This is a genomic window from Kitasatospora sp. NPDC051164 (assembly GCF_044455625.1).
Classification (GTDB): domain Bacteria; phylum Actinomycetota; class Actinomycetes; order Streptomycetales; family Streptomycetaceae; genus Kitasatospora.
The window spans coordinates 12482-28367 of sequence record NZ_JBITFB010000064.1 but is presented as its reverse complement, the minus strand read 5'-3'; the positions used below and the strand labels follow the sequence as shown (position 1 = coordinate 28367).

General features: G+C 71.4%; 11 protein-coding genes. 2 read left to right on the top strand and 9 right to left on the bottom strand.

What is annotated here, in order from left to right; genetic code table 11:
- Positions 1–362: 362 nt before the first annotated feature.
- Complete coding sequence (locus tag ACIBEC_RS45640) at positions 363–1289, top strand: NADP-dependent oxidoreductase (RefSeq protein WP_360509896.1); 927 nt, start codon at positions 363–365, stop codon at positions 1287–1289.
- A gap of 83 nt (positions 1290–1372) precedes the next feature.
- Positions 1373–2317 carry an AraC family transcriptional regulator gene (locus tag ACIBEC_RS45635; protein ID WP_360509895.1) on the top strand — a complete coding sequence of 315 codons (945 nt, stop codon included), beginning with the start codon at positions 1373–1375 and terminating at the stop codon, positions 2315–2317.
- Between the two features lie 72 nt (positions 2318–2389).
- Here ACIBEC_RS45635 and ACIBEC_RS45630 read toward each other — a convergent pair whose 3' ends face one another.
- From ACIBEC_RS45630 to ACIBEC_RS45590, 9 genes are all read right to left on the bottom strand, one after another.
- Entirely contained in the window at positions 2390–3847 is a 1458-nt protein-coding gene (locus ACIBEC_RS45630) for an aldehyde dehydrogenase family protein (protein WP_360509894.1), read from the bottom strand.
- A gap of 60 nt (positions 3848–3907) precedes the next feature.
- The gene (locus ACIBEC_RS45625; protein WP_360509893.1) at positions 3908–4774 is read right to left on the bottom strand and encodes a helix-turn-helix transcriptional regulator; all 867 of its coding nucleotides are present in this window, start codon (positions 4772–4774) and stop codon (positions 3908–3910) included.
- A gap of 349 nt (positions 4775–5123) precedes the next feature.
- Entirely contained in the window at positions 5124–6584 is a 1461-nt protein-coding gene (locus tag ACIBEC_RS45620) for a glutamate synthase subunit beta (protein ID WP_360509892.1), read from the bottom strand.
- Entirely contained in the window at positions 6577–11178 is a 4602-nt protein-coding gene (gene gltB, locus ACIBEC_RS45615; protein ID WP_360509897.1) for a glutamate synthase large subunit, read from the bottom strand. Before gltB ends, ACIBEC_RS45620 begins: the two co-directional genes overlap by 8 nt.
- Positions 11179–11598: 420 nt before the next feature.
- Positions 11599–12336, bottom strand: coding sequence for a VIT1/CCC1 transporter family protein (locus ACIBEC_RS45610; RefSeq protein ID WP_360509891.1), 738 nt, complete (start codon positions 12334–12336; stop codon positions 11599–11601).
- Positions 12337–12485: 149 nt separating this feature from the next.
- Positions 12486–13559 carry a prolipoprotein diacylglyceryl transferase gene (gene lgt / locus ACIBEC_RS45605; RefSeq protein WP_360509890.1) on the bottom strand — a complete coding sequence of 358 codons (1074 nt, stop codon included), beginning with the start codon at positions 13557–13559 and terminating at the stop codon, positions 12486–12488.
- Between the two features lie 120 nt (positions 13560–13679).
- Complete coding sequence (locus ACIBEC_RS45600) at positions 13680–14543, bottom strand: thioredoxin domain-containing protein (protein WP_360509889.1); 864 nt, start codon at positions 14541–14543, stop codon at positions 13680–13682.
- Between the two features lie 94 nt (positions 14544–14637).
- Entirely contained in the window at positions 14638–15186 is a 549-nt protein-coding gene (locus ACIBEC_RS45595) for a MauE/DoxX family redox-associated membrane protein (protein ID WP_360509888.1), read from the bottom strand.
- A gap of 108 nt (positions 15187–15294) precedes the next feature.
- Positions 15295–15540, bottom strand: a complete 246-nt coding sequence (locus ACIBEC_RS45590) for a hypothetical protein (RefSeq protein ID WP_360509887.1) — start codon at positions 15538–15540, stop codon at positions 15295–15297.
- Positions 15541–15886: the final 346 nt, after the last annotated feature.

Sequence of the window (15886 nt, the reverse complement as noted above, 5' to 3'; positions counted from 1 at the left end):
TATACTCCCACCCCACCGCGGGGCGCGGGGCCCGCGCCGGCCCGCGTTTCTTCCCCCGGCCACCCCCCCCCCGCGGCGCCGCGGGCCCGGCCCGCCCGGCGGCGCCTCGCCACATCCGGAGCGGTGACATGATGCCCGCATGGCAAGTTCGGCGACCGGGTGCCGATCCCGGCCCCCTTCGGCTTCGAGCTCGCCACCGACGGCCTCGTCCGCTACCCGGCCTGACTTGCTCTCCGATCAAGACGATCGGACATCTGACAGAGACTGGAGGATATTCATCGGCTCGCCCGCCCTCCCTATCGTTGAGGCATCGAGAACGGCCCCACGGGGGGCCGGTGTTGACCGGGTGGGGAGTGAGTGCGATGCGTGCGGTGGTGCAGCGTGAGGTCGGCGGGCCGGAGGTCCTGGAGGTCGCCGAGGTGGCGCGTCCGGAGCTGCTGAGCGGCGAGGTGCTGGTGCGGGTGAAGGCCGCCGGAGTGAACCCGGTGGACGTGGTGGTGCGGGCGGGCCTGTTCCCGCTGCTGGGCGAGCCGGCGTTCACGGTGGGCTGGGACATCTCCGGGGTGGTCGAGGAGGCCGCGCCCGGCGCCCGGTACCGGGTGGGCGAGGAGGTGTACGGGATGCCGTTCTTCCCGCGTGCCGCGAACGCCTACGCCGAGTACGTGGCCGCGCCGTCCCGCCAGCTGGCCCGCAAGCCCGCCTCGGTCGACCACGTGCAGGCCGCCGCCCTGCCGCTGGCCGCGCTGACCGCCTGGCAGGGCCTGGTGGACGCGGCGAACGTCGGCGAGGGGCAGCGGGTGCTGATCCACCGGGCGGCGGGCGGCGTCGGCCACTTCGCGGTGCAGATCGCCAAGGCCCGCGGCGCGTACGTGATCGCGCTGGCGAGCGAGCCCAAGCACGCCTTCCTCAAGGAGATCGGCGCCGACGAGGTGATCGACTACCGCACCACCGACTACACCCAGGCGGTCAAGGACGTCGACATCGTCTTCGACTCCTCCTCCGAGAACACCCGCGCGCTGGAGGTGCTGAAGCCGGGCGGCTTCCTGGTGACCATCATGGAGCACCGCGACCAGGAGCTCGCCGCCGCGGTCGAGGCCGCCGGACGCCGCTTCGCGGGCATCTCCGTCGAGCCCGACTACGCCGCGCTGGAGGCGATCGCCGCCCTGGTGGACGAGGGGCGGATCCGTCCGCACGTCGCGCAGGCCTTCCCGCTGGCCGAGGCCGGCCGGGCGCACGAGCTGGTGGGCTCCGGTACCGTCCAGGGCAAGGTCGTCCTCACCGTCGACTGAAGGCCCGACGGACGGCGACGGTTGCGGGCCACGATCGAGGGCGGACCACCGAAGACACCGAAAGCACTGAAGGGGGACGGGCGTTGGACATCCTGACCGAGGCACTGGGCTCGATGCGGACGGCGTACCCGTCCTCCGTCCGCACCGAGGGCCGCGCCCCGTGGGCCCTGCGCCTGCCCCCGGTGCTCGGCGCCGGCTTCCACGTGGTGCTGTACGGCACCTGCTGGCTGCTCCCGCTGGGCACCGGGGAGGGGGCGGAGCGGCACGCGCCGGTACCGCTCAGCCCCGGCGACATCGTCTTCCTGCGGGACGGCGGCGGCCACGTCCTGGCCGACCATCCGGACACGCCGCCGGTGGACACCCACGCCTGCCGGGTGAACGACGCCTCGCCGATCGGCACCCTCAGTCTGGGCGGCGACGGCGCCCGCACCAGCCTGCTGTGCGGCAGCTACCACCTGGACCAGGGCCGCCCGCACCCGATGGTCCGTCAACTGCCGACCCTGATCCACCTGCCGACCCGGCACGGCCGCCACCCCGAACTGGCCGCCGCGGTACAGCTGTTGGGCACCGAGCTGGAGAACCCGCGGATCGGCTCGGCCGGGATCGTCCCGGCGCTGATCGACTCGCTGCTGCTGTACATCCTGCGGGCCTGGTTCGAGGACCAGCCCGCCGCGACGGCCGACGGCTGGGCGGCGGCGCTGCGGGACGCCGCCGTCGCCCCGGCCCTGGCGGCGATCCACGAGGCGCCGGCCACCCCGTGGACGGTGGAGTCCCTGGCGGACCGGGCGGGCCTGTCCCGGGCGGCCTTCGCCCGCCGTTTCACCACGATGGTGGGCGAGCCGCCGATGGCGTACCTGACCCGTTGGCGGATGACCACGGCGGCCCGGCTGCTGCGCGAGTCGGAGGCGCCGCTGACCTCGGTCGCCACGCAGACCGGCTACGGCTCGGAGTACGCCTTCGCGAAGGCGTTCAAGCGGGAGTTCGGCCAGGCCCCCGGCGGTTACCGCCGAGAGGCCCGCGCCGCATAAAAGCCACGCGAGAAGCCACGCGCGAGGCCTCACAAGAACCCCCGCGCGAGGCCTCGCGCGTAACCACAAGGGCTAGAACGGGAACGCCGCCCGCCCGTGCTGCACCGAGATCCACTTCAGCGTCGTGAAGGCGTCCACCGTGGACTCCCCGTTGAGCCGCCCGACACCGGAGTTCTTCTCCCCGCCGAACGGCACACCCGGCTCGTCCGCGATGGTCGCGCCGTTGACGTGGATCATGCCGGTCTCGATCCGCTGGGCGAGCCGCACGCCGCGCTCGAGGTCGGCGGTGTGCACCGCGCCGCTGAGTCCGAACGGCGTGTTGTTGGCCATGCGTACGGCCTCGTCCTCGCCGTCGAAGGGCACCACCAGGGCGACCGGGCCGAACAGCTCGCGCTGCAGGATCGGCGCGTCCTCGGCGAGGCCGGTGAGCACGGTCGGTGCCATCAGGCTGCCGGTGGTGGTGCCGCGCAGCAGCGCGGTGGCCCCGGCGGCGACCGCCTGGTCGATCTGGGCGGAGAGGGCGTCGGCCTGGACGGGGTTGATCAGCGGGCCGATGTGGGTGGCCGGGTCCTTCGGGTCGCCGACGGTGAGCGAGGCGACCTTGGCGACGAACTTCTCGGTGAACTCGGCCTCGACGGCGCGGTCCACCAGGATGCGGTTGGCGGACATGCAGACCTGGCCCTGGTGGACGAAGCGGCTGAACACCGCCGCGTCGACGGCGTAGTCGAGGTCGGCGTCGTCGAGCACGATCAGCGCGCTGTTGCCGCCGAGTTCCAGTACCGAGCGCTTGAAGTGGGCGGCGGCGACGGTGCCGACGTGCCGGCCGACCTTGTCGGAGCCGGTGAAGGAGATCACCTTGGGCACCGGGTGTTCGATGAAGCTGTCGCCGATCTCGGCGATGTCGGTGATCACGACGTTCAGCAGGCCGGGCGGCAGGCCCGCGTCCTCGAAGATCTTCGCGATCAGGCCGCCGCCGACGACGGGGGTCTCCTGGTGCGGCTTGAGCACCACGCCGTTGCCGAGGGCGAGCGCCGGGGCGACCGCCTTGAGCGCCAGGAACAGCGGGAAGTTGAACGGGCTGATCACGCCGACGACGCCGACGGGCAGCCGGTAGAGCCGGTTCTCCTTGCCCTGGGCCGGCGAGGGCAGCAGTCGGCCCTCGGCGGCCACGGACAGGTGCAGGCACTCCCGCAGCAGGTCCTTGACCAGGGAGAGCTCGAAGCCGGCCTTGAGTGCGGTGCCGCCGAGCTCGGTCATGATCGCCGCGACGATCTCGGGTTCGCGTTCCTCGATCAGGCGCAGCGCGCGTTCGAAGACCAGTCGGCGCTGGTAGGGGTTGGTGGCGGCCCACCCCTTCTGGACGCGTTCGGCGGCGCGGTAGGCGCGGTCGACTTCGGCGGTGGTGGCGACGGTGATGGTGGCGAGCTTGTCGCCGGTGTAGGGGTCGACGTCGACGATGTCCCAGGAGCCGTTGCCGCTGCACCATTCGCCGTCGATGTACTGCAGCGCCAACTCGGAGAAGTACGACATCTGATCCCTCTCATGCACCGATCATGCACCGCCCTGATGGGGCATCATCGTACTGATGTGTTACAGCTCCTGGCGTACCGCGTGCAACAGGTCCCGGGTCCGCGCCGGGTCGAGGCTGTCGGCGACCAGGTCGTCCATGGCGTGCCGGTACTCGGTGACCTCGGCGGGTTTGTCGAGGTAGAGCGCGGTGGTGAACTGCTCGAGGTAGACGACGTCGGAGAGTTCCGGTTCGGCGAAGCCGAGCACGGTGAAGGCACCGCTCTCGGCCGCCAGTCCGGCGTTGCCGAAGGGCAGTACCTGCAGCCGTACGTTGGGCAGTTCGCCGAGTTCCAGCAGCCGGTCGAGCTGGGCCCGCATCAGTTCGGCTCCGCCCCAGGGGCGGCGCAGTGCGGCTTCGTCCAGTACGGCGACGAGCTGCGGTGCGCGTTCGCCGGTGAGTACGGCCTGGCGCTTGAGGCGTACGTCGACCCGGCGTTCGATCTCCTCGGCCCCGTGGTCGTGGCAGCCGGCGGTGACGACGGCGCGGGCGTAGTCGGCGGTCTGCAGCAGCCCGTGGACGAACTGGACCTCGTAGCTGCGGATCTCGGCGGCGGATTCCTCGAGCCCGAGGTAGTTCTGGAACCAGCCGGGCAGTACGTCGCCGTATTCGTGCCACCAGGAGTTGGCGTTGGCGTCGCGGACCAGTCCGAGGACGGTGGCGCGTTCCTGTTCGGCGTCGACGCCGTAGAGGGTCAGCAGGTCGGCGACGTCGCGTTCCTTGAAGCCGACGCGGCCGAGTTCCATCCGGCTGATCTTGGATTCGGAGGCGCGGATCGAGTACCCGGCTTCTTCCCGGCTGACGCCTCTGGCCTCACGGAGCTTGCGCAGCTGGGTGCCGAGCATGAGGCGTCGTACCGTCGCGCCCCCGCCTGCCTGAGTCGTGCCCATCGAAGTCACCCTCCGCACTCGCGCAGCCCCCCGGCCGTCGGCGGCAGTCTGCCACCTGGCACCGACGAACAACAGCCCGTCCCGGGAGGCTTTCCGGTCCCTGGGAGAAGCCTGTGGTTCCGCTGTGAGCCAACCCTCGGTGTGCGGACGAGAAAACGGCGGCACCCACCGGTTCCCCTGCCCGGCACCCCCCGGAAGACCTCCCGGAAAACGCGACGGCGCCCGCCCTCCAACTGGTCGGGGAAGAGGGCAGGCGCCAGGAGACCGCGTTGGCCCGGCGACGCTGGCGGGGGCAGCGGGTTGAGCTCCCGGCGATGCGGCGCCGGGGGTTCGGGGGCCGGTCGGATCGTCAGACCACCAGGGGGCGGTCCGTGGGCCGGATCGGGGCGGGAAGCGGGGTCTTGCCGCCCAGGTACGTGTCCACCGCGGCAGCGGCCGAACGGCCTTCCGCGATGGCCCAGACGATCAGCGACTGGCCTCGGCCGGCGTCTCCGCAGACGTACACGCCATCGACATTGGTGGCGAACCGGCCGTCGCGGGCAATGTTACCTCGCGCGTCGAGGTCGGCTCCCAGCTGCTCGACCAGCCCGTTCTTGACGTCGGTGCCGGTGAAGCCCATGGCGAGGGTGACGAGCTGCGCGGGGATGGCCCGTTCGGTGCCCGGCACGGGCTCGAACCGGCCGTCCTTGAACTCGACCTCGACGAGGTGCAGTTCCTGGACGTTGCCGTCCTCGTCGCCGGTGAAGTGGGTGGTGTTGACGGAGTAGATCCGCTCGCCGCCCTCCTCGTGGGCGGAGGTGACCTTGTACGTCATGGGCATGGTCGGCCACGGCTGGTGTCCGGGCCGCTCCTCGCCGGGGCGCGGCATGATCTCGAGCTGGGTGACGGAGGCGGCGCCCTGCCGGTGGGCGGTGCCGACGCAGTCCGCGCCGGTGTCGCCGCCGCCGATGACCACGACGTGCTTGCCCTTGGCGCTGACCGGCGACTCGACGAAGTCGCCTTCCTGCACCTTGTTGGCCAGCGGCAGGTACTCCATGGCCTGGTAGACGCCCTTGAGCTCGCGCCCGGGCACCGGCAGGTCGCGGGCGGTGGTGGCGCCGGCCGCGACGACGACGGCGTCGAAGCGCTCGCGCAGCTGCTGCCCGGTGATGTCCTCGCCGACGTGCACGCCGGTGCGGAACCGGGTGCCTTCCGCGCGCATCTGCTCGATGCGGCGGTTGATGTGGCGCTTCTCCATCTTGAACTCGGGGATGCCGTAGCGCAGCAGTCCGCCGATGCGGTCGGCGCGCTCGTATACGACGACGGTGTGCCCGGCGCGGGTGAGCTGCTGGGCGGCGGCGAGGCCGGCCGGGCCGGAGCCGACGACGGCGACGGTCTTGCCGGACAGGCGCTCCGGCACCTGCGGGGTGACGCCGCCGCGGTCCCAGGCCTTGTCGATGATGGTGACCTCGACGTTCTTGATGGTCACCGCGTCCTGGTTGATGCCGAGGACGCACGCGGACTCGCACGGCGCGGGGCAGAGGCGGCCCGTGAACTCCGGGAAGTTGTTGGTGGCGTGCAGCCGCTCGATCGCGCCGACGAAGTCGTCCCGGTAGGCGAGGTCGTTCCACTCGGGGATGAGGTTTCCGAGCGGGCAGCCGTTGTGGCAGAACGGAATGCCGCAGTCCATGCAGCGGCCGGCCTGCTTGGTGATGATCGGCAGGAGGCTGCGCTCGACGTAGACCTCGTTCCAGTCCCGCAGACGGACGTCCACGGGGCGGCGCTCGGCCAGCTGCTTGGGCGTGGTCAGGAAGCCCTTGGGGTCAGCCATGTGCCGCCTCCATCATCTTGCGAGTGGTCTCGGCCTCGGAGAGGCCATCGCGCTCAGCGGCGTCCTTGGCGGCGAGCACTGCCTTGTAGTCGGTCGGCATGATCTTGGAGAAGCGGGAGACTCCGCTGCCCCAGTCGGCCAGGAGTTCGGCGGCGACGGTGGAGCCGGTCTCCTCGTAGTGCTGCTGCACGGTCTCGCGCAGCCAGTCGCGGTCGGCGGCGGTGGGGGCTTCGATGCCCACCATGCCGTCGTTGACGTTGGCGGGGCGCAGGTCCAGGACGTACGCGATGCCGCCGGACATGCCCGCCGCGAGGTTGCGTCCGGTCTCGCCGATGATGACGACCCGGCCGCCGGTCATGTACTCCAGGCCGTGGTCGCCGACGCCTTCGACGACCAGGGTGGCGCCGGAGTTGCGGACGGCGAAGCGCTCGCCGGCCTTGCCCCGCAGGTGGATCCGGCCGCCGGTGGCGCCGTAGCCGATGGTGTTGCCGGCGATGACGTGGTTCTGCGCGTCGGCGCCGATCGCGGCGGCGTCGCGGGCCGGGCGGACGATCACGACGCCGCCCGAGAGGCCCTTGCCGACGTAGTCGTTGGCGTCGCCTTCCAGGCGCAGCGTGACGCCGCGGGGCAGGAAGGCGCCGAAGGACTGTCCGGCGGAGCCGGTGAAGGTGACGTCGATGGTCCCCTCCGGCAGGCCTTCGCCGCGGTACCGCTTGGTCACCTCGTGGCCGAGCATGGTGCCGACGGTGCGGTTGACGTTGCGGATGGGCAGCTGGATGCGGACGGCGTCGCCGCGCTCCAGGGCGTCCTCGGCGAGCGTGATGAGCTGGTTGTCCAGGGCCTTGTCGAGCGCGTGGTCCTGGGTGGTGGTGCAGTGGCGGGCCGCGCCCTCGGGCAGGGCCGGCACGTGGAAGAGCGGGGCCAGGTCGAGCCCGGCGGCCTTCCAGTGGTCGATCGCGGCCTGGGCGTTGATGTGCTCGGCGTGGCCGACGGCTTCCTCGATGGAGCGGAAGCCCAGCGAGGCCAGGATCTCCCGGACCTCCTCGGCGATGAACTCGAAGAAGTTGACGACGAATTCGGGCTTGCCGGAGAACCGGTCACGCAGCACCGGGTTCTGGGTGGCGACGCCGACCGGGCAGGTGTCCAGGTGGCAGACGCGCATCATGATGCAGCCGGAGACGACGAGCGGGGCAGTCGCGAAGCCGAATTCCTCGGCGCCGAGGAGCGCGGCGATGACGACGTCGCGGCCGGTCTTCAGCTGGCCGTCGGTCTGGACGACGATGCGGTCGCGCAGCCCGTTGAGGAGCAGGGTCTGCTGGGTCTCGGCGAGGCCGAGCTCCCAGGGGCCGCCGGCGTGCTTGAGCGAGGTGAGCGGCGAGGCGCCGGTGCCGCCGTCGTGGCCGGAGACCAGGACCACGTCGGCGTGTGCCTTGGACACGCCGGCCGCGACCGTTCCGACGCCGACCTCGGAGACCAGCTTCACGTGGATGCGGGCCGCCGGGTTGGCGTTCTTGAGGTCGTGGATCAGCTGTGCCAGGTCCTCGATCGAGTAGATGTCGTGGTGCGGCGGCGGCGAGATGAGGCCGACGCCCGGGGTGGAGTGCCGGGTCTTGGCGACCCACGGGTACACCTTGTGGCCGGGCAGCTGGCCGCCCTCGCCGGGCTTGGCGCCCTGGGCCATCTTGATCTGGATGTCGTCCGCGTTGACCAGGTACTCGGAGGTGACGCCGAATCGGCCGGAGGCGACCTGCTTGATCGCGGAGCGGCGCTCCGGGTCGTACAGGCGCTCCGGGTCCTCGCCGCCCTCGCCGGTGTTGGACTTGCCGCCGAGGCGGTTCATCGCGATGGCCAGCGTCTCGTGCGCCTCCATCGAGATGGAGCCGTAGGACATGGCGCCGGTGGAGAAGCGCTTGACGATCTCGGAGACCGGCTCGACCTCCTCGACCGGGATCGGCTCGCGGTCGAGGCCGTCCAGCTGGAAGAGGCCGCGCAGCGTCATCAGGCGGGAGGACTGCTCGTTCACCCGGTCCGTGTACTGCTTGAAGATGTCGTACCGGCGGTTGCGGGTGGAGTGCTGCAGCCGGAAGACGGTGTCCGGGTCGAACAGGTGCGGCTCGCCCTCGCGGCGCCACTGGTACTCGCCGCCGATCTCCAGGGCGCGGTGCGCGGCCGGGATGCCGGAGGCCGGGTACGCCTTGGCGTGCCGGGCGGCGGTCTCGCGGGCGATCTCGTCCAGGCCGATGCCGCCGAGCTTGGTGGTGGTGCCGGCGAAGTAGCCGTCGACCAGGTCCTGGGAGAGGCCGATGGCCTCGAAGACCTGGGCGCCGCGGTAGGAGCCGACGGTGGAGATGCCCATCTTGGACATGACCTTGAGCACGCCCTTGCCGAGCGCCTTGATCAGGTTCTTGATGGCCTTCTCGGGCTCGATGCCCTCGATGCCCCGCTGATTCAGGAACGTGCCTTGCGCGACGAGGTCCTCGACGGACTCCATGGCCAGGTACGGGTTGACCGCGCCCGCGCCGTAGCCGATCAGCAGCGCGACGTGGTGCACCTCGCGGACGTCGCCGGCCTCGACCAGCAGCGACACCTGGGTGCGCTGCTTGGTGCGGATGAGGTGGTGGTGGATCGCGGAGGTGAGCAGCAGCGAGGGGATCGGGGCGTGCTCGGCGTCGGAGTGCCGGTCGGAGAGCACGATGATCCGGGCGCCGTCGGCGATCGCGGCGTCGGCTTCGGCGGCTATCTCGGCGAGGCGGGAGGCCAGGCCCTCGCCGCCGGTGGCGACCTTGTAGAGGCCGGAGAGCGTGACGGCCTTGAGGCCGGGCTGGTCGCCGTCGGCGTTGATGTGGACGAGCTTGGCCAGCTCGTCGTTGTCGATCACCGGGAAGGTGATGCCGACCGAGCGGCAGGCGGAGGCCTCGGCGGCCAGCAGGTTGCCTTCCGGGCCGAGGTTGGAGAGCAGCGAGGTGACGAGTTCCTCGCGGATGGCGTCCAGCGGCGGGTTGGTGACCTGCGCGAAGAGCTGCACGAAGTAGTCGAACAGCAGGCGCGGCTTCTCGCTCAGCGCGGCGATCGGCGAGTCGGTGCCCATCGAGCCGAGTGCTTCGCCGCCGGTGCGGGCCATCGGCGCGAGGATGACGCGCAGTTCCTCCTCGGTGTAGCCGAAGGTCTGCTGGCGGCGGGTGACGGAGGCGTGGGTGTGGGCGATGTGCTCGCGCTCGGGCAGCTTGGCGAGCTGGATCTGTCCGGCGCCGATCCACTCCTCGTAGGGGTGTTCGGCGGCGAGGGCGGACTTGATCTCCTCGTCCTCGACGATGCGGCCTTCGAGGGTGTCGATCAGGAACATCCGGCCGGGCTGCAGCCGGCCCTTCTTGGTGACCTTCTCCTGGTCGATGTCGAGGACGCCGACCTCGGAGGAGAGGACGACGAGGCCGTCTTCGGTGATCCAGTACCGGGCGGGGCGCAGGCCGTTGCGGTCGAGCACGGCGCCGATCTGGGTGCCGTCGGTGAAGGTGACGCAGGCCGGGCCGTCCCAGGGCTCCATCAGGTTGGAGTGGTACTGGTAGAAGGCGCGGCGGGCCGGGTCCATGGTGGCGTGGTTCTCCCACGCCTCCGGGATCATCATCAGCACCGAGTGCGGCAGCGAGCGGCCGCCGAGGTGGAGCAGCTCCAGGACCTCGTCGAAGGAGGCGGAGTCGGAGTGGTCCGGGGTGCAGACGGGGAAGATCCGCGACAGGTCGCCGGGGATCAGGTCGGTGGCGAGCTGGGACTCGCGGGCGCTCATCCAGTTGCGGTTGCCCTTGACCGTGTTGATCTCGCCGTTGTGGGCGACGAAGCGGTACGGGTGGGCGAGCGGCCAGCTCGGGAAGGTGTTGGTGGAGAACCGCGAGTGCACCAGGCCGAGCGCGGACGCGTAGGTGCGGTCCGACAGGTCGGGGAAGAAGGGTTCCAGCTGGCCGGTGGTCAGCATGCCCTTGTAGACGATGGTGCGCGCGGACAGCGACGGGAAGTAGACCCCGGCCTCGCGCTCGGCCCGCTTGCGGACCACGAAGGCGATCCGGTCCAGCTCGATGCCGGCCCTCTCGCCGTGCGACAGCAGGATCTGGCGGAAGCGCGGCATGACGCTGCGGGCGGTGGCGCCGAGCAGGTCCGGGGTGACCGGGACGTCGCGCCAGCCGAGGACGGTGAGGCCCTCCTCGGCGGCGATGCCCTCGATCCGGGCGACGGCGGCGGCGTCCTCGTCGTCGTTGTCGGGCAGGAAGGCGATGCCGACGGCGTAGGAGCCGGCTGCCGGGAGCTCGAAGTCGACCTTGCCGCGCAGGAAGGCGTCGGGGACCTGGGTCAGGATGCCCGCGCCGTCACCGGAGTCCGGCTCGGCGCCGGTGGCGCCGCGGTGCTCCAGGTTGCGCAGGACGTTCAGCGCCTGCTCGACGATGGTGTGGTCGGCGATGCCGGTCAGCGTGGCGACGAAACCGACGCCACAGGCATCGTGCTCGTTTCGCGGGTCGTACAGGCCCTGAGCAGCAGGTCGCGCATCCGGCACGAGCGCGTACGGCTGGCGGGCGGCGCCGGCCTGGGGCTCGTTGGCGGAGTGCATGGATGCAGGCAGCATCGGCTCTCCCGTCGTCGTCTTTCGGCAAGTTGGTGCAAGTAGGGACGACGTTGGCCCTGATGCGGTGGTGCGGTGTCGTGCAAGTTACATGATGCCCAGGATCCCGAGAAGCGGAATATCCCGTCCACATGGCGGGACGAGCCGCAGGTCAGGGGGTGTGGGAAGAGGGACGCGCCACAGTGCGCGTCCCGACGATTGTGCCCAACCGGCTGCGGCCCGAAACAGGGGCGAAACCGGATCGCCACAGAGGCCGATCATGGCCGCCTGCGAATCCATCCCGGGGGCCCGTCCACGGATGCGAATCCGCGGCGCCGAGGCCCGGATGATGAGACTAGGCCAGGCGCTACGCGACGCCCATGTGTGAAACGTCACGCGCTGCCCAGCATAATCATGCACAGTTCTGGGTCATCCCACATGCCCGCCGATCATCAGGCCGAGCAGGTAGGTCACCCCGGCCGCCGCCCCGCCCAGCACCAGCTGCCGCAGTCCGCTGAACCACCAGCTGCGCGCCGTCACCCGGGCCACCACCGCGCCGCACAGGAACAGTCCGGCCCCCGCCAGCACCAGGGCCGGCAGCAGCGAGGTCGCGCCCAGCAGGTACGGCAGCAGCGGCAGCAGCGCGCCGAGCGCGAAGCACAGGAACGAGGACCCGGCCGCGACCAGCGGCGAGGGCAGGTCGGTGGGGTCGACGCCCAGCTCCTCGCGGGCGTGCACCTCCAGGGCCAGCTCCGGGTCGGCGGACAGCTGCCGGGCCACCTCGTGGGCGAGCTCCGGGTCCACCCCGCGCGAGACGTACAGCTGGGCCAGCTCGGCCAGCTCGCCGTGCGGGTTGCGGCTCAGCTCCAGCCGCTCGGCCTCGATCTCGGCCTGCACCAGCTCCCGCTGCGAGGCCACCGAGGTGTACTCCCCCGCCGCCATCGAGCAGGCACCGGCCGCCAGGCCCGCCAGACCGGTCAGGATCACCGTGCCGTTGGACACCGCGCCGCCGACCACACCGGTCATCAGCGCGAAGTTGGACACCAGCCCGTCCACCGCGCCGAACACCGCCGGGCGCAGCCAGCCGCCGTTGACGTCCCGGTGGTGACCGGCCGCGGGTATCCGGGGCTGGTGTCCGGCATCGGGCTCCAGGGTGGTCACAGTCATCGTCTCTTCCCCTCCGTCGTCGTTCGTCCGCCTTGAACGTAGCCCTCCTGACCTGGGCATTTCCAGCAAAGTAAGGCTGTCCGAACAGCACTGAGGCCACCCTTCGCAAGCCTCGCGAAGGGTGGCCTCAGCCGGGGGGAAGTCCCAGGTCAGATCGGGTTCTTGGCGTCCTCGCCGGCCTTCTCGGCGATCACGGCAGTCGGCTCGGCGGCCGTTTCGGCGGCCGGCTTTTCGTCCACGGACCGGGACGGCTTCTTCCCGTCCGCGTCCTTCCCGGCCTTGGCGTCGGCCTTCTGCTCGCCCACGGCGCCGGCCTTCCGCTCGGCCTTGGCATCCGACGTGGCGTCCGAGATGCCGTCCGCCGTGCCGTCGTGGCCCTCCATCTCCAGCTGCGCGCCCGGGTCGATGCTCGCCGGGTCCTCCCGGCCGGGCCGCTTCTTGCCGACGATCACCAGGTACGCCACGGCGCCCAGGAACACCGCGATGGACACCCAGTCGTTCAGGCGCAGGCCGAAGTAGACGTGCGCCTCGTCGATCCGCAGCCACTCGGTCCAGAACCGGCCCACGGTGTACGCGGCCACGTACAGCGCGAAGGCCCGGCCGTGGCCCAGCGTGAACCGGCGGTCCGCCCAGATCACCAGCAGCGCGACGCCGACGCACCAGAGCGACTCGTACAGGAAGGTCGGGTGGTAGACGCCGTCCACGACCGTGCCGTCCGGCAGCACCTTGTGGATCTTCAGGCCCCAGGGCAGCGTGGTCTCGCGGCCGTACAGCTCCTGGTTGAAGTAGTTGCCCCAGCGGCCCATCGCCTGCGCGAGGGCGATGCCCGGTGCGATGGCGTCGGCGTACGCGGGCAGCGGCACGCCCCGGCGGCGGGCGCCGATCCAGGCGCCGACCGCGCCCAGCGCGATCGCGCCCCAGATCCCGAGGCCGCCCTCCCAGATCTTGAGGGCGTCCCAGGGGTTCTTCCCCTCGCCGAAGTACAGCCGGCCGCCATCGGTGATCACGTGGTAGAGGCGGCCGCCGACGAGTCCGAACGGCACGGCCCACACGGCGATGTCGCCGACCGTGTGCTTACCACCGCCCCGGGCGACCCAGCGCTTGCTGCCGAGCCAGACGGCGACGACGACACCGAGGATGATGCAGAAGGCGTAGGCGCGCAGCGGGATGGGTCCGAGGTAGAGGACGCCCCGCGACGGGCTGGGAATGTAGGCGATATCCATGGCAGTTCCGACGCTACAGGGTCGACGGCCCCCGTCCGACACCCCCCGGGTCACAGAAACCGAACAACAGCGGCCGCCGCCCCCTCCGGACGGGAAGGGCGCGGCGGCCGGGTACGGGGGTCAGCCGGCGTTCGGCGACGGGTTGTTGGCCTCCGAGGCGCCGCTGGTCGGCGCCGGGGTCTGCCCGTGCGAGCCCGCCGTGCCCAGTTGCTTGCCCTGGTTGGCGGCGTCCACCCACTTCACCAGGTTCTCCGGGGTGATCTCGTCGTTGCCGTTCTTGGGGTAGATCGGCTGGCCGTTGAGCAGCACGGTCGGGGTGGACTTGTAGCTGGACTTGTCGAAGTCCTGCTGTACCGAGGACACCCACCCGCCGTACTTGTTGTCGTTGACGCAGGCCTGGAACTCAGGCGTGTCCAGCCCGTTGACCTGCTTGGCCAGGTTCAGCAGGACGGCCTTGTTGCCGAAGGCGTCGCTGGTCTCTTCCGGCTGGTTGCGGTACAGCACGTCGTGGTAGTCCCGGAAGTGTCCGGCATCCTGGGCGCAGGCGAGCGCGTTGGCGCCGGCCTTGGAGCCCTTGCCCGGCACGGCCCGGTCGATGAACGACACGATGTGGTAGTTGGTGTAGACCTTGCCGGCGTCCTCGAGCTGGTCGACGGTCGCCGAGAACTCCCGCTCGAAGGCGCCGCAGGCGGGGCAGCGCGGGTCCTCGTAGACGGTGAGGACGGCGGGCGCGTTGCCCGCGCCGACCGGGATGACGAGGTTCTTGTCGCCGATGGTCCCGGCCGGGGCGGCGGTCGGGGTCTCCGGCTTGGAGCGCTCGTTCTGCACCACGACGCCGACGATCACGGCGGCGGCGATCACCGCGAGCACGGCGCCGCCCACGATCAGCTTCTTCTTGCGCCGGGAGGAGGCCTCGTCGGCCGCCCGCTGCTCCAGCATCCGCTCGCGGGCGGTGCGCTTGCCTTCTCGGTTCTTCTCGCTCATTGCCTTGACATCCACGGTCGGGGAGCCTTCGTCGGGTGCAGGGGTGGGGGTGCGGGGTGGGGGTGCGGGGTGGGGGTCCGGCGGGGCCGGAGGGTCAGCTCACCAGCCAGCCGTCCACCGAGAACCGGGTACGGGGCCGCCACAGCAGCCACCCGGCCAGCAGGAGGAACCCGGTGTCGCGCAGGATCTCCTGTAGGTACGCCGTCTGGGATTCGTCGACGTGCCCGCCGCCGCCGAAGCAGCCGCAGTCGATCGAGATGCCGCGCGCCCAGGCGGAGGAGATCCCGGCGATGAAGACGAGCAGCAGCAGCGCGGAGACCCCGGCGACCAGCCGGACGCCGAGCCCGATCACCAGCAGCAGCGCGAGCGCCAGCTCCAGGAAGGGCAGGCCGTAGCCGATCGGCTTGACCAGGCTCTCGGGCAGGATCTCGTAGGCGCGCACGGCCTGGGCGGCCTCCGCCGGGTCGGCGATCTTGGCCAGTCCGGCCCAGCCCCAGACCACCGCGAGGCCGAACTGTGCGGCCATGCCCAGCCAGTCGCTCCAGGCCGGCACCGGCCGACGCGCCGACGGCGTGGGCGCCGGGTCACCGGGCTGTGCTGCCGGGCCGGCCATCAGGGAACCCCCCTCGGGAAACTCGTTCACTTCCTGATGAACCGTAAGGGTTGAAGGGGGGTTCCTCCGTATTCAGGAGTTAAGCCGTATGGGTGACGTTAGATGACGGTCTGTCCGAATCCGGCGAACACCCGTACGTCAGCGGCACCCCGGCATCCGCCCCGGGTCGAACAGGTCCGGACGCCCCTCGTGCTGCGTGCGGCCGGCCCGCTCGGCGGCGTCCCAGCGGGCCGCCTCGGCACACGCGACCGCCTCCCGCTCCGCCCGCTCGGCACCCCGCTTGGCCAGCGCCTGCCCCACTTCGGTGTGCGCCCCGACGGCGGCGCCGAGAGCCAGTGCGGCCGCCGCCGCCCGCAGCAGAACGGCCCGATGAAAACCCCGCACCGGCTCACCCCTTCGCTCGCTCCGCTGCCTCCGTGCACGTCGTTCGTGCACTCGTCCCTCCACTCAACGCCCGTCAACCCCCGCTGATGCGTGTCGCCGCCGCTGTTCACTCGTTCGGGCCGCCCCGAAGTCGACGCGCCCGACGCCGACCCCTCCCGACCCGCACCGTGCCGCGCCGTCCCACCCTCAGCCGACGGTCCCCGCCTCGATCCGTCCCGCCCGACGCCGACGCCGACGGGGCGCCCCCCCCCCGGGGGGGGGGGGGCCGGCCCCGACTGTTTGCGCCCGCGCGTCAGCGCCACCCCCACCCCCCCCCCCGGTACCCCGCCCCCGGCGGCCCCGCGGC

What these genes read in the sequence shown, in the direction of transcription:
- ACIBEC_RS45640 (WP_360509896.1), top strand. Translation starts at nt 363, where the DNA reads ATGCGTGCGGTGGTGCAGCGTGAGGTCGGCGGGCCGGAGGTCCTGGAG.
- ACIBEC_RS45630 (WP_360509894.1), bottom strand. Translation starts at nt 3,847, where the DNA reads ATGTCGTACTTCTCCGAGTTGGCGCTGCAGTACATCGACGGCGAATGG.
- ACIBEC_RS45625 (WP_360509893.1), bottom strand. Translation starts at nt 4,774, where the DNA reads ATGGGCACGACTCAGGCAGGCGGGGGCGCGACGGTACGACGCCTCATG.
- ACIBEC_RS45620 (WP_360509892.1), bottom strand. Translation starts at nt 6,584, where the DNA reads ATGGCTGACCCCAAGGGCTTCCTGACCACGCCCAAGCAGCTGGCCGAG.
- gltB (WP_360509897.1), bottom strand. Translation starts at nt 11,178, where the DNA reads ATGCACTCCGCCAACGAGCCCCAGGCCGGCGCCGCCCGCCAGCCGTAC.
- ACIBEC_RS45610 (WP_360509891.1), bottom strand. Translation starts at nt 12,336, where the DNA reads ATGACTGTGACCACCCTGGAGCCCGATGCCGGACACCAGCCCCGGATA.
- lgt (WP_360509890.1), bottom strand. Translation starts at nt 13,559, where the DNA reads ATGGATATCGCCTACATTCCCAGCCCGTCGCGGGGCGTCCTCTACCTC.
- ACIBEC_RS45600 (WP_360509889.1), bottom strand. Translation starts at nt 14,543, where the DNA reads ATGAGCGAGAAGAACCGAGAAGGCAAGCGCACCGCCCGCGAGCGGATG.